The 18,120-nt window shown below is 68.5% G+C and carries 17 protein-coding genes; 11 read left to right on the forward strand and 6 right to left on the reverse strand.

All coding sequences use genetic code 11. The features are described from left to right. Positions 1 to 5 precede the first annotated feature (5 nt). Both purB and ACLFA2_RS09950 read right to left on the reverse strand, forming a co-directional pair. Positions 6 to 1,388 (reverse strand): adenylosuccinate lyase, encoded by a 1,383-nt coding sequence (gene purB / locus ACLFA2_RS09945; protein WP_046399053.1) that lies wholly within the window; start codon positions 1,386 to 1,388, stop codon positions 6 to 8. 23 nt (positions 1,389 to 1,411) lie between these two features. Continuing rightward, positions 1,412 to 1,861: a low molecular weight protein-tyrosine-phosphatase gene (locus tag ACLFA2_RS09950; RefSeq protein ID WP_231479804.1), complete on the reverse strand. Its 450-nt coding sequence runs from the start codon at positions 1,859 to 1,861 to the stop codon at positions 1,412 to 1,414. Between the two features lie 187 nt (positions 1,862 to 2,048). Between ACLFA2_RS09950 and ACLFA2_RS09955 the strand changes: the two genes are divergently transcribed. Both ACLFA2_RS09955 and ACLFA2_RS09960 read left to right on the forward strand, forming a co-directional pair. Then, positions 2,049 to 2,327 carry a hypothetical protein gene (locus ACLFA2_RS09955; protein ID WP_208323966.1) on the forward strand — a complete coding sequence of 93 codons (279 nt, stop codon included), beginning with the start codon at positions 2,049 to 2,051 and terminating at the stop codon, positions 2,325 to 2,327. Positions 2,328 to 2,349: 22 nt separating this feature from the next. Further along, positions 2,350 to 3,669, forward strand: a complete 1,320-nt coding sequence (locus ACLFA2_RS09960) for a hypothetical protein (RefSeq protein ID WP_426621210.1) — start codon at positions 2,350 to 2,352, stop codon at positions 3,667 to 3,669. A gap of 53 nt (positions 3,670 to 3,722) precedes the next feature. Here ACLFA2_RS09960 and ACLFA2_RS09965 read toward each other — a convergent pair whose 3' ends face one another. The 3 genes from ACLFA2_RS09965 to ACLFA2_RS09975 are packed head-to-tail and all read right to left on the reverse strand — an operon-like array spanning position 3,723 to position 4,750. Beyond that, positions 3,723 to 4,124 (reverse strand): phage holin family protein, encoded by a 402-nt coding sequence (locus tag ACLFA2_RS09965; RefSeq protein WP_021201595.1) that lies wholly within the window; start codon positions 4,122 to 4,124, stop codon positions 3,723 to 3,725. Positions 4,125 to 4,159: 35 nt separating this feature from the next. Then, a complete protein-coding gene (locus tag ACLFA2_RS09970) occupies positions 4,160 to 4,540 on the reverse strand; it encodes a type II toxin-antitoxin system death-on-curing family toxin (RefSeq protein ID WP_426621211.1) in 381 nt (126 codons plus the stop codon). A gap of 3 nt (positions 4,541 to 4,543) precedes the next feature. After that, on the reverse strand, positions 4,544 to 4,750 hold the full coding sequence (locus ACLFA2_RS09975; protein WP_426621212.1) for a ribbon-helix-helix protein, CopG family: 207 nt from the start codon (positions 4,748 to 4,750) through the stop codon (positions 4,544 to 4,546). An 84-nt stretch (positions 4,751 to 4,834) separates the two neighbouring features. Between ACLFA2_RS09975 and ACLFA2_RS09980 the strand changes: the two genes are divergently transcribed. The 5 genes from ACLFA2_RS09980 (at position 4,835) to ACLFA2_RS10000 (ending at position 11,740) form a co-directional block, all read left to right on the forward strand. Next, positions 4,835 to 5,902 (forward strand): histidinol-phosphate transaminase, encoded by a 1,068-nt coding sequence (locus tag ACLFA2_RS09980; RefSeq protein WP_426621213.1) that lies wholly within the window; start codon positions 4,835 to 4,837, stop codon positions 5,900 to 5,902. A gap of 115 nt (positions 5,903 to 6,017) precedes the next feature. After that, the gene (locus ACLFA2_RS09985) at positions 6,018 to 7,145 is read left to right on the forward strand and encodes a thiamine pyrophosphate-dependent dehydrogenase E1 component subunit alpha (RefSeq protein WP_426621214.1); all 1,128 of its coding nucleotides are present in this window, start codon (positions 6,018 to 6,020) and stop codon (positions 7,143 to 7,145) included. A gap of 11 nt (positions 7,146 to 7,156) precedes the next feature. Beyond that, positions 7,157 to 8,122 carry an alpha-ketoacid dehydrogenase subunit beta gene (locus tag ACLFA2_RS09990; RefSeq protein ID WP_426622468.1) on the forward strand — a complete coding sequence of 322 codons (966 nt, stop codon included), beginning with the start codon at positions 7,157 to 7,159 and terminating at the stop codon, positions 8,120 to 8,122. 28 nt (positions 8,123 to 8,150) lie between these two features. Then, positions 8,151 to 9,497: a dihydrolipoamide acetyltransferase family protein gene (locus ACLFA2_RS09995; RefSeq protein WP_029264835.1), complete on the forward strand. Its 1,347-nt coding sequence runs from the start codon at positions 8,151 to 8,153 to the stop codon at positions 9,495 to 9,497. Positions 9,498 to 9,589: 92 nt separating this feature from the next. Beyond that, on the forward strand, positions 9,590 to 11,740 hold the full coding sequence (locus ACLFA2_RS10000; protein ID WP_401123603.1) for a prolyl oligopeptidase family serine peptidase: 2,151 nt from the start codon (positions 9,590 to 9,592) through the stop codon (positions 11,738 to 11,740). A gap of 43 nt (positions 11,741 to 11,783) precedes the next feature. On the opposite strand, the gene ACLFA2_RS10005 is transcribed toward ACLFA2_RS10000, so the two are convergent. Next, positions 11,784 to 13,004, reverse strand: a complete 1,221-nt coding sequence (locus tag ACLFA2_RS10005; protein WP_021201603.1) for an ROK family protein — start codon at positions 13,002 to 13,004, stop codon at positions 11,784 to 11,786. Positions 13,005 to 13,104: 100 nt separating this feature from the next. On the opposite strand from ACLFA2_RS10005, the gene ACLFA2_RS10010 reads away from it, so the two are divergent. The 4 genes from ACLFA2_RS10010 to ACLFA2_RS10025 all read left to right on the forward strand — a co-directional run bounded on the left by ACLFA2_RS10010 (position 13,105) and on the right by ACLFA2_RS10025 (position 18,040). Then, on the forward strand, positions 13,105 to 14,454 hold the full coding sequence (locus ACLFA2_RS10010; protein ID WP_051671228.1) for an ABC transporter substrate-binding protein: 1,350 nt from the start codon (positions 13,105 to 13,107) through the stop codon (positions 14,452 to 14,454). Then, on the forward strand, positions 14,451 to 15,398 hold the full coding sequence (locus ACLFA2_RS10015; protein WP_292776952.1) for a carbohydrate ABC transporter permease: 948 nt from the start codon (positions 14,451 to 14,453) through the stop codon (positions 15,396 to 15,398). Before ACLFA2_RS10010 ends, ACLFA2_RS10015 begins: the two co-directional genes overlap by 4 nt. Next, positions 15,398 to 16,276 (forward strand): carbohydrate ABC transporter permease, encoded by an 879-nt coding sequence (locus ACLFA2_RS10020; RefSeq protein WP_021201606.1) that lies wholly within the window; start codon positions 15,398 to 15,400, stop codon positions 16,274 to 16,276. Before ACLFA2_RS10015 ends, ACLFA2_RS10020 begins: the two co-directional genes overlap by 1 nt. 75 nt (positions 16,277 to 16,351) lie before the next feature. Then, complete coding sequence (locus ACLFA2_RS10025) at positions 16,352 to 18,040, forward strand: glycoside hydrolase family 13 protein (protein WP_426621215.1); 1,689 nt, start codon at positions 16,352 to 16,354, stop codon at positions 18,038 to 18,040. Positions 18,041 to 18,120 lie beyond the last annotated feature (80 nt).

An 18,120-nucleotide genomic window follows, 5' to 3' on the forward strand; every position in this document is an offset into this window, starting at 1 on the left:
CGCGGCTACTGCGCGAGCTTCTCTGCGATACCCGTGTACGTCGCCGGGGTCAGCGCGAGCAGGCGCTGCTTGGCGGCGTCGCCGATCTCGAGACCCTGCACGAACTCGGCGAGGTCGGCCGCGCCCACCCTGTGGCCGCGCGTCAGCTCCTTGAGGAGTGCGTACGGATCGGTGATCGTGGAGCGTCCGGCGACGACCTCGGCGCGGATGACGGTCTGGATGGCCTCGGCCAGCACCTCCCAGTTCACGTCGAGGTCGGCGAGCAGCACGTCGCGCGACAGCGAGATCGCGTTCAGGCCGCGGCGCAGGTTGTCGAGCGCGAGCAGCGAGTGCCCGAAAGCCACGCCGATGTTGCGCTGCGTGGTCGAGTCGGTCAGGTCGCGCTGCAGGCGGCTGGTGACCAGCGTCTGGCCGAGCGATGCGAGCAGGGCGCCCGAGATCTCGAGGTTCGCCTCGGCGTTCTCGAAGCGGATCGGGTTGATCTTGTGCGGCATCGTCGACGAACCGGTGGCCCCGGCGACCGGGATCTGCGCGAAGTAGCCGAGCGAGATGTAGGTCCAGATGTCGGTGGCGAGGTTGTGCAGGATGCCGCCGGCGTGACGCACGCGGTCGTACAGCTCGACCTGCCAGTCGTGCGACTCGATCTGGGTGGTGAGGATGTTGAAGCCGAGCCCCAGGCCCTCGATGTACTCGCGGGCGATGGTCGGCCAGTCGGCGTCGGGGTCTGCGGCCAGGTGCGCAGACCAGGTGCCGGTCGCGCCGGAGAACTTGGCCAGGTAGTCGGAGGCGGCGATCTGACCGCGCACCCGCTCGAGGCGCCAGGCGAACACCGCGAGCTCCTTGCCCATCGTCGAGGGCGTCGCGGGCTGGCCGTGCGTGCGCGAGAGCATCGCGGCGTCGGCGTGCTCGACGGCGAGCTCGCGGAGCTTCGCGATCACGGTGTCGAGGGCCGGGAGCCAGACCTCCTCGACAGCGCGCTTCACGGTGAGGGCGTAGGAAGCGGAGTTGATGTCTTCACTCGTGGCCGCGAAATGCGTGAGTTCGGCGATGCCGTCGAGTCCGAGCGTCGAGAGTCGATCGCGCACGAGGTACTCGATCGCCTTCACGTCGTGCTGGGTGACGGCTTCCTTCTCGGCGAGCCAGTCGATCTCGGCCTGACCGAAGTCGCGGTAGAGGGCGCGCAAGCGCTCCTTGTCCGACTCCGGCAGCGGCGAGGTCTCGAACAGCGAGCGGTCGGTGAGGGCGATCAGCCACTCGACCTCGACCTCGACGCGCGCCCGGTTCAGGCCGGCCTCGGACAGGAAGTCGGCGAGACCGGTGACGGCGCCGCGGTAGCGACCGTCGAGCGGGCTCAGGGGCTGCGGCGGGAGCGAAGGCTGGAAAGTCAGGGGAGTCCTCCTGATCGGGCCCCTCAGATGCGGGGCGTGCGGGGGAGACGCAGAGCGGGTTCGAGCTGGCGGAACAGGCCCCGAGTCGCCGCCTCAATCATACCGAGCACGGAATCGAACATCTCCGCGCCCGCGTAGTAGGGGTCGGGCACGTCATGGGTCGTGGCGTTCGGGTCGAAGGCGAGCAGCAGGGTGACCTTCCCCTCCTCGTCCTCGTCGTGCGCCCATTCCCGCAGGATGCGCTCGTGCGTGCGATCGAGGGCCACGACGAGGTCGTTGTCCGCGAAGGCCGCGGCGGTGAACTGGCGGGCGCGGTGCTGGGAGCCGTCGTAACCGCGACGGGCCAGGGAATCGATCGTGCGGTGGTCGGCGCGCTCGCCGAGATGCCAGTCGCCTGTTCCGGCGCTGCGCGAGACGATGCGCGGGCCGAGTCCCTGCCGCTCGGCGAGGTCGCGGAAGACGACCTCGGCCATGGGAGAGCGGCAGATGTTCCCCGTGCAGACGAAGATCACGCGGAAGGGATCCGGGGATGTCACACCTACATTCTGCCCGGCCGCGGGCCTCCTGCACAGCGCGCACCGCCTCGCGCGATCCTCTGCACACCCTGACCGGGCATCCATCTCTCCACCGTTCGCGGCGATCGGGCAGAGCGAGAAGCCCGTGATCCCGGAAGCTGGGGCCATGTACTCGTTCGTCAACATCCTCGATGTCGGCTCCGCGCACCTCGGCGACCTGCTTCTCGCCTCCCAGGAGATCGGAGAGGCGATCTCCACGCTCGAAGAATCCGGGGCGACTCTGGTCGCGCTCACCGATCGCTCCGACTGGCAGTCCGAGGGGTTCCGCGCGCTGAACGCGTTGCTCGAACGGCTGCGCGACGACACCGGAGTCGAGATCGGACACCTCTCGGTGCGGAGATGGGAACTCGGCGGGGCGGCATGAGCGGCGGAATGAGGGCGGCGGAATGAGCATGGTCGCAGGCAGGGAACCGTCGGCGGATGGCGGGGGATTGAGCATCGATCACGGCGGGGCGATCGCCGTCGACACCGAGCAGCTGCGCGATCTCGGGGCACGGATGCGATCGGTGGCGTCGGAGTACGAACACGCACGCGCCGCGGTCCGCCGGGCACACGCGCTCATCTCCTCGGCGCCGGAGACCGGTTCGGGAGTCGATGTCGGTGCACTGCAACGGAGTGTCGAGCGGATCGATGAACTGTGCGTCGAGATCGAGAACGCCTGCACGGGAACCCTGGTGATGGCTGACGCGTTCGAGGTGGTCGAGCTGCGCGCGCAGGCGGAGGCGCTCGCCCTCACCGATGCCGCGGCGGCGAGCGCCGTGCAGGCGCGCGCCGACCGGCTCGTCGCCGATGACGAACGGATCGGGACCATGGCCGAGTGGCTGGTGGCCGGCTGGAAGGAGCGGCGATTCGAGGGACTGGGCGAGCAGTACGACCTGGCGGGGGCGCTCCCGCCACTGTTCCTCGCCGGGGCGATGGTGGGCGTCGCATCCGGGCTCGGCACGGCCCGGCCGGGGATGACGCTGGCGGGGAAGGCCGATCCCGTGCAGGTGATGCCCGTGAAGACGTCGGCTCCGAATGCGCCTGCCGGCCTCGCTGCGGCATTCCGTCGCATACCGGGAGCGGCCTCGCAGGTCGCGGTCGAGAAATACACGATGGTCGGTGGGGCGACCCGGTATGTGGCCTACGTCGCCGGGACTCAGGAGTCCCTGCCGTGGCGGTCGGGGAAGTCCGAGCCGTGGGACATGAAGTCGAACATCGAGCTCTATCAGGGCCGCGCATCGGCGTCGTATCAGGCCACGGTCGACGCGTTGGGCGCGGCGGGGGCGAAGCCGGGCGACCAGGTCGACGTGGTCGCGCATTCGCAGGGCGGGATGATCGCCGCCCGTCTCGCGATGGAGAGCGACTTCGAGGTGTCGATGCAGCTGACCGCGGGGAGCCCGACCGAACCGACGCTCGGAGAGGATCAGACCCTGATCCAGCTCCGCCACACCGACGACGTCGTCTCGGCGCTCGCCGCCGGGGGCTCCGCGGCGGGCACGGGATCCCCCGACAGCTTCACGGCGTCTCGCGAAGGGGACCCGCACGACGGATTCCAGGATCTGCAGTTGCAGACCCACCATCTCGAGACCTACATCGAGACGGCGGAGATGGTGGATGCCTCGGACGATCCCCGCGCCGAGGCTCTCGACGACTACTGGGACGAGCTCGGCCAGGCGGTCGAGGTCGAGCGGAGCGAGTACCACGCCGAGCGAAAGGGGGGATGACCGACTTCGAGATCAGTCGGCTGCTTTTCGATCCGCGGGAGGAGCGCGCTTTCTCAGTCGCGGCGGCTCTTGCTCTGCGGGCGCAGGATGAAGCCGAAGATGCCGTTGATGATCGAGATGATGAGCGCGGCCACCACGCCCCACCAGAAGTCGCCGACCGTCAGGCCCCAGCCGAAGCCACTCGTGATCCAGGCCGTCAGCCACAGCAGGAAGCCGTTGATCAGGAAGCCGATCAGACCGAACGTGATGATGTAGAGCGGGAACGCGACGATCTTCACCACGGTGCCGATGATCGTGTTCACGAGGGCGAAGATCGCGGCCACCGCGAGCAGGGTCAGCACCAGCTGCAGCGTCTCGCCGGGCGGGAAAGCGGTGATCACGACCTGCAGGGCGGGGATGAGCGTGACGACCCAGAGGGCGAAGGCGTTGACGACGACGCGGATGATGAAGCGCATAGTCCGACCAGTGTCCCACGGACGCCCGCGAGATGTCAGCGCGCCGTGTCTTCCCGGATATGGGCGGCAATGACCTGCGCGATCTGCTTCAAGTCCAACCGACTCTGTGCGACGTCGAGGACGAAGTCGAATGCCTCGTCGTTCGTGAACGTCGGCTCGTAGCCGTTGAGTCGGATGAAGATGAAGGTGAGGTAGAGCGAGATGCGCTTGTTGCCATCGAACAGCGCCTGGTTCTGAGCTACCGAACTGATCAGCGCAGCGGCCTTCTCTTCGAACGTCGGGTACGCGTCGGTGCCGAACATCCCTGCGGATGGTCGAGCGAGCGCGGAGAAGAGCAGTCCTTCGTCGCGGACGTGCAGGCCGAGCTTCGCGATCAGGGCGAGGGCCTGTTCCGGCTCGACGTACTCGATCGCCATCGCTCAGGCGTCTTCGAGGCGCTTGAGCGTGTCGGCGTAGCGCTCGGTGATCTCGTCCGCGATGGAGAGCACGCGATCCGTCTTCGACTCGCTGTTCACGAACCGCGTCGCCGCCTCGATGATCACCGCGTGCTTCGAGATGTGCCGGGCACGTGCGATCGCCTCGAGCTGCGCATCGAGTTCCTCCGGAAGTCGCAGCGTCATCGCCATACCAGAATGGTACCACCGCGATTCGGTCGTCGACAGGGGAGAAGCCGCCGGGGAAGAGCCTGCTGCCCTCGTAGACTCGACCTCGTGACCGAGCCGATCCTGCCCCGCATCCGTCCCGCCATCGCCGCACTCGCGCCGTATCGCCAGGGCAAGCAGGCAGGGCCCGATGCGTTCAAGCTGTCGAGCAACGAGAACCCCTTCGATCCGCTGCCCTCGGTGCTCGAAGCCCTGCAGAGCACGACGCCGATCAACCGCTACCCGGATGCCACCGCCGGCCGCCTGCGCGCGCGTCTCGGAGCCCGTTACGGGGTCGAGCCCGACCAGGTGCACGTCGCTTCCGGCAGCGTGTCGATCCTGCACCAGCTGATCCTCGCGACCGCATCGGTCGGCGATGAGGTCATCTACGCCTGGCGTTCCTTCGAGGCCTACCCGAGCCTGCCGCTCGTGGCGGGCTCGACCGGGGTGCAGGTTCCGCTCACCGCCGACTCCCGCCACGACCTCGACGCGATGGCGGACGCCGTGACCGACCGCACCCGTGCGATCATCCTGTGCACGCCCAACAACCCGACCGGTCCGATCATCACGTCGGCCGAGTTCACCGCCTTCGTCGAGCGCGTCCCGAACGATGTCCTGATCATCCTCGACGAGGCGTACGCCGAGTTCGTCACGGCGCCCGACGCGGTCGACGGTCTCGCCGAGCGCGTGTTCGAGCAGCACCCGAACGTCGTGGTGCTGCGCACCTTCTCGAAGGCCTACGGCCTCGCCGGCCTCCGCGTCGGCTACGCGATCGGCCACGAGAAGGTGCTCGACGCCGCGCGCACCACCGGCATCCCCCTCTCGGTCACGTCCGCCGCCGAGAACGCCGCGATCGCGAGCCTCGACGCCGAGCCCGAGCTGCTGGAGCGTGTCGCCGTGATCGTCGAGCGACGCGCCCGCCTGGTCGAGGGCCTCCGCGCACAGGGCTGGGACGTCCCCGACTCCCAGTCCAACTTCGTCTGGCTGCCCGCGGGAGGCCGCACCGACGAGGTCGCTGCGGCCTTCGTCGAGAACGACCTCATCGTCCGGCCGTTCTCGGGCGACGGCATCCGCATCTCGGTGGGCGAGGAGGGCTCCATCGCCCGCGTGCTCGAGGTGGCCGCTTCGGTCCGCTGAGCCGTCGCCGCACCGGCCGGGGGCGGTTTTCCGCGGTTTTCTCCGGGTTCCGGGCAGTTACAAGGGCGTCCTAGGTATGCGTGACGACGCATGCGGGCGCGGGTAGCGTGAGAGCGTGACCACCTCCGAGACACCCCTTGTGAGCGTTCTGGACGAGACCGGACGGTACGCCCCGTCGGCCGCCGCAGAACGGTACCTTCCCCTGATCGAAGCGATCGGCGACGCCGAACTCGAGCAGTTCTACCGGGACATGGTCGTCATCCGCGCGATCGACACCCAGGCGACGAACCTGCAGAGGCAGGGGCAGCTCGCGCTGTGGCCGCCGAGCCGGGGGCAGGAGGCGGCGCAGGTCGGCTCCGGTCGTGCGGCCCGTGCGCAGGACACGATCTTCCCTTCGTACCGCGAGCACGCGGTGACCCGCATCCGCGGCGTCGACCCGGTCGACATCATCAAGCTGATGCGTGGTGTCTCGCACGGCGGGTGGGACCCCACCGACCCCAAGAACGGCAACACCCGGCTGTACACCCTCGTGCTCGGGTCGCAGGTGCTGCACGCGGCCGGCTACGGGATGGGTCTCGCGTTCGACGGCCGCACCGGTACAGGCGACCCGGACCGCGACGAAGCGGTCATCGTCTACTACGGCGACGGTGCGTCCAGCCAGGGAGACGTGCACGAGGCGATGGTCTTCGCCGCGAGCTACCAGGCGCCGACCGTCTTCTTCCTCCAGAACAACCACTGGGCGATCTCCGTGCCCGTCTCCACGCAGTCGCGTGTGCCGCTGGTGCAGCGCAGCGCGGGCTACGGCATCCCGAGCGTCCGGGTCGACGGCAACGACGTGCTCGCCAGCTATGCGGTCTCGCGCACGGCTCTCGACGAGGCCCGTGCCGGCAAAGGTCCGCAGGCGATCGAGGCCGTCACCTACCGGCTCGGCGCGCACACCACCAGCGACGACCCGACGAAGTACCGCGGCAGCGACGAGGAGCAGTACTGGGCCGGTCGCGACCCCATCGTCCGGATGCGCGCGTTCCTCGAAGGACGCGGTGCCTCGGCGCAGCTCTTCGCCGACGTCGAGGCCGAGGCGGCGGACGCCGCGGAGGATCTGCGCGCCCGCACGGTCGAGCTGGGGCCGCCCAGCCCGGACAAGATGTTCGACCACGTGTACAGCGAGCCGCATCCGCTGATCGACCAGCAGAAGGCCTGGCGCGCGCAGTACGAGGCGTCGTTCGAAGGAGGAGCCCGGTGACCCTCGAGACGATGCCGCTCAGCAAGGCGCTGAACGCGGGTATGCGCAAGGCGATGGAGAACGACCCGAAGGTCCTGCTCATGGGCGAGGACATCGGCAAGCTCGGCGGCGTCTTCCGTGTGACGGAGCACCTGCAGCGCGACTTCGGCGACCGCCGGGTGCTGGACACCCCGCTGGCCGAGTCGGGCATCGTCGGGACCGCGATCGGCATGGCGATGGTCGGTTTCCGTCCGGTCATCGAGATCCAGTTCGACGGCTTCGTGTTCCCCGCGTTCGACCAGATCACCACCCAGCTCGCGAAGCTCACCAACCGGCACGAGGGCGCCATCAGCATGCCGATCGTGATCCGGATTCCCTACGGCGGGCACATCGGCGCGGTCGAACACCACCAGGAGAGCCCTGAGGCGTACTTCGCGCACACCCCGGGCCTGCGCGTGGTCTCGCCGTCGACGCCGAACGACGCGTACTGGATGATCCAGGAGGCGATCGCCTCGAACGACCCGGTGATCTTCATGGAGCCGAAGAGCCGCTACTGGCAGAAGGGCGAGGTCGAGCTCGACGCCTCCGCCGTTCCGCTGCACTCCTCGCGGGTCGTGCGCACGGGCAGTGACGTGACCCTCGTCGGACACGGCGCGATGGTCACCACGCTCCTGCAGGCCGCGGCGCTCGCCGAAGCCGAGGGCACGAGCTGCGAGGTCGTCGACGTGCGCTCGCTGTCGCCGGTCGACTACGAGCCCATCCTCGACTCGGTGCGCAAGACCGGGCGCATGGTCTACGCGCAGGAGGCCCAGGGGTTCGGAAGCATCGGCGGTGAGATCGCGGCGACCGTCACGGAGCGGGCGTTCTACGCACTCGAGGCTCCGGTGCTGCGCGTCTCCGGCTACGACACCCCGTTCCCGCCCGCGAAGCTCGAAGGCGCGTACCTCCCGGATGCCGACCGCATCCTCGAGGCCGTCGATCGCTCACTCGCCTACTGACATCCCCGCTCGGCCGAAAGGACTCGTCATGAGCACGCAGAATTTCACCCTCCCCGACGTCGGGGAAGGCCTGACCGAGGCCGAGATCGTGGCCTGGAAGGTCGCCCCCGGCGACACGGTCGCGATCAACGACGTGCTCTGCGAGATCGAGACGGCCAAGTCGCTCGTCGAGCTGCCGTCGCCGCACGCGGGTGTGGTGGGCGAGCTGCTGGTCGAGGAGGGAACGACGGTCGAGGTCGGCACGCCCATCATCACCTTCGTGACCGAGCCTGCGGCGGGTGCAACGGCCGCTCCCGTTGCCGTGGCTCCCGCCGCAGAAGAGGGCGGCGGATCGGTGCTGGTCGGCTACGGCACGGGAGGCGGCGCCACTTCGCGTCGCAAGCGCCCCGCCGAGCGTCCGGTGCGCTCGTCGGTGGGCGTGATCGCGAAGCCGCCGATCCGCAAGCTCGCGCGCGACCTCGGCGTCGACCTCACCACGGTCGCCGCGACCGGCGCCGACGGCGAGGTCACCCGGGACGACGTCATGAAGCACGCGTCGCAGGCGAGCGTCTTCCGCAACATCGAGACTCCCGAGTGGGGAGCCGTGCGCGAGGAGACCGTGCCCGCACCGCAGGCTGCACCGGCAGGGCTCGCACGTGGACTCACTCCGACCCAGCCTTCGGCCGCCGGCGACGACCGCACCGAGTCGATCCCGGTCAAGGGTGTGCGCAAGGCCACGTCTTCGGCGATGGTGCAGAGCGCGTACTCGGCCCCGCATGTGACGGTGTGGAAGGAGATCGACGCCAGCCGCACGATGGAGCTCGTGAAGCGTCTGAAGGCCTCGCCCGATTACGCCGATATCCGCGTCTCGCCGCTGCTGATCATGGCTCGCGCCGTGATCTGGGCCGCCCGTCGCACGCCGATGGTGAACGCGGCCTGGATCGAGACCGAAGCCGGTGCGGAGATCGCCGTGCGCCACTACGTGAACCTCGGGATCGCCGCCGCCACCCCGCGCGGCCTGCTGGTGCCGAACATCAAGGACGCGCAGGATCTCGGCATGAAGGACCTGGCGCGGGCGCTGAACCGTCTGACGCTCACGGCGCGCGAGGGCAAGACTCCGCCGGCCGATCAGCAGGGCGGCACGATCACGATCACGAACATCGGTGTGTTCGGGATGGATGCCGGGACGCCGATCATCAACCCCGGCGAGGCGGGCATCGTGGCGATGGGCACCATCAGTCAGAAACCGTGGGTCGTCGACGGCGAGGTGCGTCCTCGTTGGGTGACCACGGTCGCAGGCTCCTTCGACCACCGCGTGATCGACGGCGACGGCATGAGCCGCTTCATCGCCGACGTCGCCTCCGTGCTCGAGGAGCCCGCGCTGCTCGTGGACTGACGGAATACAGTCTCTCGGCGGTGCGTTGCCGATCCTAATGCCGGATTCCGATCTCGTCGGACTCGTCCACACGCCACAGATCGGAGCAATGCATGAATTCTGAGAACACGGCGGATGGGGTCCCTGCGACGCGTCTCGCCGACGTGGTGGAAATCCTCCACGGACGGGCGGTATCGGATCCGTACCGGTGGCTCGAAGAGCCTGACTCCGCTGAAACCGCGGCATGGGTGCGTAGCCAGAACGACTTCACGGAGTCTCAGTTGTCAGCACTCCCCGAGCGCCAATGGTTCCAGCGCGTGCTCTCCGATGTTCTTTCGGCTCCCCGGTCCGGCGCGCCACGGAAGGCGGGCGGTCGATATCTCGTCTCCCGGAACGACGGCGCCCAGAACCAAGATGTGTGGTGGCAGGGAGCGACGCTGCATGAGCTTGCCACGGGAGGGGGGAGCGTTCTCCTCGACCCCAACCGATGGTCCGACGACGGTACGACCGCAGTCCTCGACGTCGAGGTGAGCAAGGACGGACGGACCCTGGCTGCCGTCGTCAGCGAAGGAGGAAGCGACTGGAGTGAGTATCGCCTGTTCGACGTCGAGACGGGGGACCCGGTCGCCGACGATGCGATCCAGTCGAAGGGCATGCCGCCAGCCTGGCTTCCCGACAGCGCTTCGTACGTCTATGCGGCGCCCGTGCGGGACGCGACGATGACCGGAACCGAGACCGGTGCGACCGGGCGCTGGAGATTGCTCCACCACCGCGTGGGAACTCCGGAGTCGTCCGACCGCGTGCTCCTGGACCACCCCGAAGAACCTGGGGCTCTCTACCTCTACTCCGTCTCGCACGATGGTCGTTGGCTCGTCGTCGACCTTCGAATCGGCACTGCGCTGTCGAATCGACTCTGGGTCTTCCCCCTCGAGACGCAGGAGGACCGAACGTCCGTGGGTGAACCTCTGCGCGTGATCGACGAGGACGAGGCGGCATTCGACTTCGTACGAATGGTCGGAGAACGGCTGCTGTGTCGGACGGATCTGCATGCGGAGCGCGGGCGGATCGTCAGTATCGACCTCGCCTCCTTCCGCCAGACGGGGGTGGCCGACGTCACCGAGGTGATTCCCGCGGGCGAAGGCACCCTGACGTTCGCTTTGGCAGCAGGTGACGAACTGCTGTTGGTGCGGCTGTCGAACGCGGTTCCCCGGATCGAGAGGTACAGCCTCGCGGGCGAACGGCGGGGTGTGGTCGATGCTCCGGCCGGAGAGCCGATCGAGGGCCGATGGTGGGCGTCGCCGGACGATGAGGAGTACTTCGTCGCCTGGACGACCCCGACCCGCCCGTCGTTCGCCCTTCGAGCCACCACAGGGACGAATCGTCTCGAGCCGATCCCCGGCCTCTCCGTGAGCAGCGGAGCGGACGGCGCGGAGGATGCCGATATCACGCAGGCATGGGCGACGAGCAAGGACGGCACCAGGGTTCCGTACTTCGTCGTGCGCCCGGCGGGGCAGGAGGATGTCGGCCCTCGACCGACGATGCTCTGGGGATACGGCGGCTTCGGGGTCGTCATCGGCACCGATTACTACCCCGCGCTTGCCGGGTGGCTGGCTGCCGGGGGTACCGTCGCCATCGCGAACCTGCGCGGGGGAGGGGAGTTCGGTCGCGAGTGGTACGACGGAGGGCGGCGTGCGCACAAACAGAACGTGTTCGACGACTACATCGCCGTCGGTGAGCATCTGCTCGCGACGGGAGTGACCGGACCCGATCAGCTGGTCCTTCATGGGGCGAGCAACGGCGGCCTTCTGGTCGGGGCGGTCATCACCCAGCGCCCGGATCTCGCTGCCGTCGCGCTCCCCAACGTCGGTGTCATGGACCTGCTTCGGTTCCACCTCTTCACGTTTGGCGCCGCATGGATCTCGGACTACGGCGACCCGGACGAACTCGAGGACTTCGAGATCGCGATCGCCTACTCGCCAGTGCACAACGTGAAGCCGGCCGCCTATCCGGCGACGATGGTGACGACGGGTGACCACGACGACCGGGTCGTTCCCCTGCACAGTTACAAGTTCGCCGCAGCCCTGCAACGGGCCCAGCGCGGCGAAGCACCGATTCTGGCCAGGATCGAGACGAACAGCGGACACGGCGCAGGCAAGGGTCGAACCAAACTCATCGCCGAGCTGGCCGACATGCTCGCTTTCGCGGCACGCCACAGCGGATTGGACGTGCTCGGGCGCGACAAGGCTTCGGGAGCATCGGCCTGACCTCATGGACGAGCGTGGTGGCGGAGCGTCGCCGGATCCCGCGTCAGGCGCTCGCGCGGAGGCGCTCCTCCGCCAACCGTGGCACCGCGTGCTCCCTCGCCGCCTTCCGGGCGGTCGCCACGGCTCCCCGTGACACGACTTCGGCCCCGAGCGTCGACGCGAGGATCTCCGGCGCCGGCAGGTGCAGCTCTTCGGGGAGGATGCGACGGGCTGCGGTCAGCACGGGCTCGATGCTCTCGGCGACCGCTCCGCACACGATGACGCGCGCCGGGTCGTACATGCTGCCGAGCACGCCGACGATGCGGGCGACGGTGGCCCCGACGCGCGAGGTGACCAGCGCGGCGTCCGGATCGCCTGAGGCCGCGAGGGTCAGCACCAGACGGGGGTCGATGCGGTCGGCCTCGACGAGCCGGCCGACGGTGCTGTCGCCGGCGATCTCCCCGGAATCCACAGCTGCACGCACCTGATCCTGCACGGCGTAGCGGAGCCCGAACGCCGAACCCACACCCACGATGTGGTCGAAGACGACGCCCTCGCCGACACCGCCGTGCGCACCGTGCAGCACATGGCCGTCGACCACCACGCCGCCGCCGAACCGTTCGCTCGCGAGCAGCGCCACGTAGTCGCGGCATCCGATCGCCGCGCCCTCAGCGCCCTCGGCGATGGCGGCGAGTTGCGCGTCGTTCTTGATCTGCACGACCGGGGCCCAGTCGCTCAGTGCCTCGGCGAGTCCAGGGTTGGTCCGTTCCCAGAAGCCGTCCGGGTGAGGTGGGGAGATGCCGTCGCGGTTCACGGGCGCCGCGACGCCGACGCACAGCGCGAGCACCTGGTCGCGCGTCACCTCGGCCTCGGCGAGCGCATCGTCCAGGCGCTCCAGTATCGCCGTGCGCCGCTCGGGCGCCGTCTGCCCCGGCTCGAACTCCACGCGGTGATGCACGAGGGTCCGATCGAGGGGGTCGGCCACGGTCACGGCGAGGTGGGTGTCTCCCGCGTCGACACCGATCACGACCCCGAGATCGGGGGCGAGGACGAAGCGACGCGAGGGGCGGCCGGAGCGGTAGGTGCCCGCGGCGCGGGCGTTCGGCAGCTCGCGCAGCACCTCGGCCCCGACCAGCGTGTCGATGGCGTCGATCGCGGTGGAACGGGTCAGGGAGGTGCCGGCCATCGCCTCGGTCGCGGTGAACTCGCCGGCGGTCCAGGCGAAGTCGAGGACGGCACCGACGCTCGCGCGTCCGGTTCCCAGGTCTGCGGAGACTTCTGTCATGGCCCTTGACCTCCCTGTCCTCCAATGAGAGAGTACCGTTCGATAGAGTAAATTCGCTCACTAGATTTAGTGCAGGAATTTATATGACGGAAGGACGACGGTGTCTGAGAGACGAACACGCGCGGTGCGAGCGGCGGCCGCGGCCCTGGGGGTCACCCTGGTCGGCACAGCCCTCGCGGGTTGCGCCGCCGACACGGGAGCGGAGACCATCCGCTTCACCTTCAGCAAGCGCGAGGCGATCGAGTTCATGACCGCCCTCGTCGCCGAGTACAACTCCTCGCAGAGCGACGTGAAGGTCGAGATCGACACCTCGGGCGTCGATGTCGTCTCGGCGAGTTTCGTGCGGGGCAACCCGCCCGACATCATGCTCGCCAACTACAACTACGAGATCGCCCGGTTCGTGCAGCGCTGCGCGCTCACCGATCTCGCAGGCACCGACGCCGCCGCGGGCATCCGCGACGACCTGCAGCCGCTGATGGACCAGTACGGGTCCTGTGAGGGCCGCACCAGCGCCCTCCCGTACTCGGTGATGGCCGCGTCCGTCATCTACAACAAGGAGATCTTCCAGGCGCAGGGCCTCGAGGTCCCGCAGACCTGGGACGAGCTGCTCGCGGTGTGCGACCAGCTCGAGGCCGCCGGCATCGATCCGTTCTACGGCACGTTCAAGGACGACTGGACCGTGGGCCAGGGGTGGTACGACTACACCGCGGGCGGCTCGGTGGACGTGATCGATTTCTTCGATGCCCTCGCCGATGAGGGCGCGGACGTCGGTCCCGACTCCGCGGTCTCGTTCTCGAAGGACTTCGCCGAGCCGATGGACAAGATGATGCAGCTCGCGAACGACTACACCAACGCGGATGCGCCGAGCCGCGGCTACGGCGACGGCAACCTCGCTTTCGGCAAGGGCGAGGCCGCGATGTACCTGCAGGGCCCGTGGGCCTTCAGCGAGATCGCGAAGACCGCACCCGACCTGCAGCTGGGCACCTTCCCGCTGCCGATGACCGACGACCCGGCCGACCTCGGCGTGCGCGTCAACATGGACCTGGCCGCGATGATCCCCGAGGGTTCTCGCCATCAGGAGGCCGCCCGCGACTTCCTCGAGTTCCTCTACGAGCCGCAGAACATCGAGGAGTACAACGCCTCGCAGCTCGGCTTCACCCCGACGAAGGGTGCTCCCGCCCCCGACGACCCCCGCATCGAGGGGATGGTCGAGTACTACGACAACGGGCAGATCTACCAGGGTCCGTCGGTGCTCGTGCCCAAGACGCTTCCGATCATGAACTACGCGCAGGCGATGGTGCTCGGCGCCTCTCCGACCTCCATCCTGCGCACGATGGACGCGGACTGGGCCCGCATCGCCTTCCGCGCGCCGATCCCGTCGACGAAGGACGCCGCGTCCGCTTCCGGCGCCCCATCCGCTTCCGGCGAGACAGAGGAGTCCGCGCCATGAGCACCACCACCCCCACCACGCCCACCACGCCCGGTGACAGCACGACCCTCATCGTCACCGGCGGCGACCGGAAGCTCCGGCGGCACACGCGTCGCGTCGAGCCGATCTACTACCTGTTCCTGCTGCCGACGCTGGTGCTCTTCACGCTCGCGATCACGGTTCCGGGAGTCATCGGCATCTTCTTCAGCTTCACCGACTCGATCGGCATCGGGGAGTGGAGCTTCAACGGACTGACGAACTACATCGCGCTGTTCAGCGATCCGTCGATCCTGCAGAGCTACCTGTTCACCTTCGGGTTCTCGATCGCTACGGTGATCGTCGTCAACGTGGTCGCGTTCCTGCTGGCGGTCGGGCTCACCTCGCGCATCCGCTTCAAGACGGGCCTGCGCACGATCTTCGTGATCCCGATGGTGATCTCGGGCATCATCATCGCCTACGTCTTCAACTTCCTGTTCTCGAACTCGATCCCCGCGGCTGGCGCGGCGGCCGGCATCCCGTGGCTCGAGACGAGCCTGCTCGCCAACCCCGACCTCGCCTGGATCGCCATCGTCATCGTCACCGCCTGGCAGGCCGTGCCCGGCACCCTGCTGATCTACATCGCCGGCCTTCTCTCGGTTCCCGGCGAGGTGTACGAGGCGGCGAGCATCGATGGCGCCAGCAAGGCGCAGCAGCTCACCCGCATCACGCTCCCGCTCGTCGCGGGCTATGTGGTGATCAACGTGATCCTCGGATTCAAGGGGTTCCTGAACGCCTACGACATCATCGTCGGCCTCACCAACGGAGGCCCCGGAACCTCCACCCGCAGCGTCGCGATGACGATCATCGCGGGCTTCAACGGCGGCGACTACGCCTATCAGATGGCCAACGCGACCATCTTCTTCATCGTCGCCGTGCTCATCTCCCTCCTCCAGCTGTCGCTGACGCGCGGAAGGAACGCACTCTGATGTCGACGCAGACACTCACCACTGTCCCCACCTCGGGCAAGAAGCCGCGCGTGCGCATGGAGCGCGTCAACTGGTCGGGCACGATCATCCTGATCCTGTGCGCCGTGACCGTGCTCCTGCCGCTGTACGTGACCATCTCGATGGCGCTCAAGACCACGGGTCAGGCGGTCGACGGCAATGCCTTCTCGCTGCCGGCCCCGTTCAGCGTCGACGGTTTCGTCGAGGCATGGACGCTGACGAAGTTCCCCGTCGGTGCGGGCATCTCGCTGCTGGTCACCGCCGGCACCGTGATCGCGACGATCGTGCTGGCGGCCTTCGCCTCCTACGCCATCGTGCGCAACTGGGACCGTCGGCTGTTCCGCTACTCGTTCTTCTACCTGCTCGCGGCGATGTTCATCCCGTTCCCGGTCGTGGCCCTGCCGCAGATCCAGCTCACCGGACGCGTCGGGCTCGACAACCCGTTCGGCGTGATCATCCTCGCGACCATGTTCCAGCTGAGCTTCAGCGTGCTGCTGTTCACCGCGTTCCTGCGCTCGATACCGATCGAGCTCGAGGAGAGCGCGCGCATCGACGGAGCCACGACCTGGCAGACGTTCTGGAAGCTCATCTTCCCGCTGCTCGCCCCGATGAGTGCGACGGTCGGCATCTTCGCCTTCCTCTACGCCTGGAACGACTTCATGATGCCGTCGCTCATCATCGCCGATCCGGCGCTGCAGACGCTGCCGGTGCGGCAGAACCTGTTCCAGAACCAGTTCAGCAACAACTACAACGTCGCCTTCGCCTCGTACCTCATGGCGATGGCGCCCGCGATCGTGGCCTACCTGTTCACGCAGCGGTGGGTCATGGAGGGCGTCACCCAGGGCGCCGTCAAGGGCTGACCGCCGCACCGCTCGAACCGCTCGAACCGCTCGAAGCCACCGAACCACCGGAAACACAGAAGGAGTCCTCCCCTCATGACCGACGCGCTTCTCGCCGAGACCCGCACCGCCGAAGACGCCGCGTGGTGGCGTCAGGCCGCCGTCTACCAGATCTACCCGCGCAGCTTCGCCGACGCGAACGGCGACGGCATCGGTGACATCCCCGGCATCGTCTCCCGGGCCGACTACCTGCAGGGCCTCGGCGTCGATGCGGTCTGGCTCAGCCCGTTCTATCCGTCCGCGCTCGCCGACGGCGGATACGACGTCGCCGACTACCGTGACGTCGACCCGCGGCTGGGCACCCTCGCGGACTTCGACGACATGGTCGAGGCGCTGCACTCCCGCGGCATCCGCGTGATCGTCGACATCGTCCCGAACCACTCGTCCGACCAGCACGAGTGGTTCCAGGAGGCGCTCGCTGCGGGGCGCGGCTCGGCGGCGCGCGACCGCTACATCTTCCGCGAGGGCACCGGACCCGACGGCTCCGAGCCGCCGACCGACTGGGACTCGGTGTTCGGCGGCAGTGCCTGGGAGCGCGTGGAAGACGGGCAGTGGTATCTGCACAACTTCGCCGTGGAGCAGCCCGACCTGAACTGGGACCACCCCGAGGTGCGCGCCGACTTCCTGAAGACGCTGCGCTTCTGGTCGGACCGCGGTGTCGACGGATTCCGCATCGACGTCGCCCACATGCTCACGAAGGACCTCAGCGAACCGCTGCCCTCGCGTGCCGAGCTCGACGCGATGGACCGCACCTCGGGCACGCACCCGATGGTCGACCGTGAAGACGTGCACGAGATCTACGCCGAGTGGCGTGCGGTGTTCGACGAGTACGACCCGCCGCGCACCGCCGTCGCCGAGGCCTGGGTGGAGACGCCGGAGCGCCGGGCGAAGTACGCGTCGGCCGAGGGGCTCGGGCAGGCGTTCAACTTCGATCTGCTGGTCGCCGACTTCGACGCCGCGCAGTTCCGCAGCATCATCGCCGACAACCTGCAGCAGGCGGCGGCGACCGGATCGTCGACCACCTGGGTGCTGTCGAACCATGACGTCACCCGCCATGCCACCCGCTACGGGCTCCCGGCACTGAACGGCCGTCCGGTCAAGCAGGGCACCGAGTGGGTGAAGGCCGGTGGTCCGGCGGACGCACTCGACCGTGAGGGCGGGCTCCGCCGGGCGCACGCGGCCACCCTGCTGCTGCTCGGCCTGCCTGGCAGCACCTATCTCTATCAGGGGGAGGAGCTCGGTCTCCACGAGGTCGCGCAGATCACGCCGGAGCAGCGTCAGGACCCGGGCTTCTTCCGTGGCGCCGAGTTCGACGGCCTCGGTCGGGACGGATGCCGCGTGCCGCTGCCGTGGACCGCTGCGGGATCCTCGTACGGATTCGGGGCCGCAGGCGCGCACCTTCCGCAGCCGGAGTGGTTCGCGCAGTATGCGGTCGACGTCGAGGCGGCGGACCCGTCGTCGACGCTCTCGCTGTACCGGGAGGCCCTGCGCCTGCGGCACCTGCTGCAGACCGGCGAGACCCTGGAGTGGATCGAGACCGGCCGCGACGATGTGCTGCGCTTCGCCCGCCCGAACGGCTGGCAGGTGGTGTCGAACTTCAGCGCCGCGCCCGTCGAGCTCGGTGCGGATGCCGCCGACGTCGTACTCGCGAGTGCTCCGCTCGAGGGCTCGACCCTTCCCGGCGAGGCCACGGTCTGGATCGCGCCGGCCGAGCTGCGCGCCTGAGCTCCCGCAGCTGCGAAAACAGAGACGATTCGCGTCGCGCGCGGGGTGTTGATCACCGACACCCCGCGTGAACGTCGAAT

Source organism: Microbacterium sp. As-52 (assembly GCF_049949185.1).
In the GTDB taxonomy this organism is placed as follows: Bacteria; Actinomycetota; Actinomycetes; order Actinomycetales; family Microbacteriaceae; genus Microbacterium; species Microbacterium maritypicum_A.

What these genes read in the sequence shown, in the direction of transcription:
- ACLFA2_RS09950 (WP_231479804.1), bottom strand. Translation starts at nt 1,861, where the DNA reads ATGGCCGAGGTCGTCTTCCGCGACCTCGCCGAGCGGCAGGGACTCGGC.
- ACLFA2_RS09960 (WP_426621210.1), top strand. Translation starts at nt 2,350, where the DNA reads ATGAGCATGGTCGCAGGCAGGGAACCGTCGGCGGATGGCGGGGGATTG.
- ACLFA2_RS09965 (WP_021201595.1), bottom strand. Translation starts at nt 4,124, where the DNA reads ATGCGCTTCATCATCCGCGTCGTCGTCAACGCCTTCGCCCTCTGGGTC.
- ACLFA2_RS09970 (WP_426621211.1), bottom strand. Translation starts at nt 4,540, where the DNA reads ATGGCGATCGAGTACGTCGAGCCGGAACAGGCCCTCGCCCTGATCGCG.
- ACLFA2_RS09975 (WP_426621212.1), bottom strand. Translation starts at nt 4,750, where the DNA reads ATGGCGATGACGCTGCGACTTCCGGAGGAACTCGATGCGCAGCTCGAG.
- ACLFA2_RS09990 (WP_426622468.1), top strand. Translation starts at nt 7,157, where the DNA reads ATGCCGCTCAGCAAGGCGCTGAACGCGGGTATGCGCAAGGCGATGGAG.
- ACLFA2_RS09995 (WP_029264835.1), top strand. Translation starts at nt 8,151, where the DNA reads ATGAGCACGCAGAATTTCACCCTCCCCGACGTCGGGGAAGGCCTGACC.
- ACLFA2_RS10000 (WP_401123603.1), top strand. Translation starts at nt 9,590, where the DNA reads ATGAATTCTGAGAACACGGCGGATGGGGTCCCTGCGACGCGTCTCGCC.
- ACLFA2_RS10005 (WP_021201603.1), bottom strand. Translation starts at nt 13,004, where the DNA reads ATGACAGAAGTCTCCGCAGACCTGGGAACCGGACGCGCGAGCGTCGGT.
- ACLFA2_RS10015 (WP_292776952.1), top strand. Translation starts at nt 14,451, where the DNA reads ATGAGCACCACCACCCCCACCACGCCCACCACGCCCGGTGACAGCACG.
- ACLFA2_RS10020 (WP_021201606.1), top strand. Translation starts at nt 15,398, where the DNA reads ATGTCGACGCAGACACTCACCACTGTCCCCACCTCGGGCAAGAAGCCG.
- ACLFA2_RS10025 (WP_426621215.1), top strand. Translation starts at nt 16,352, where the DNA reads ATGACCGACGCGCTTCTCGCCGAGACCCGCACCGCCGAAGACGCCGCG.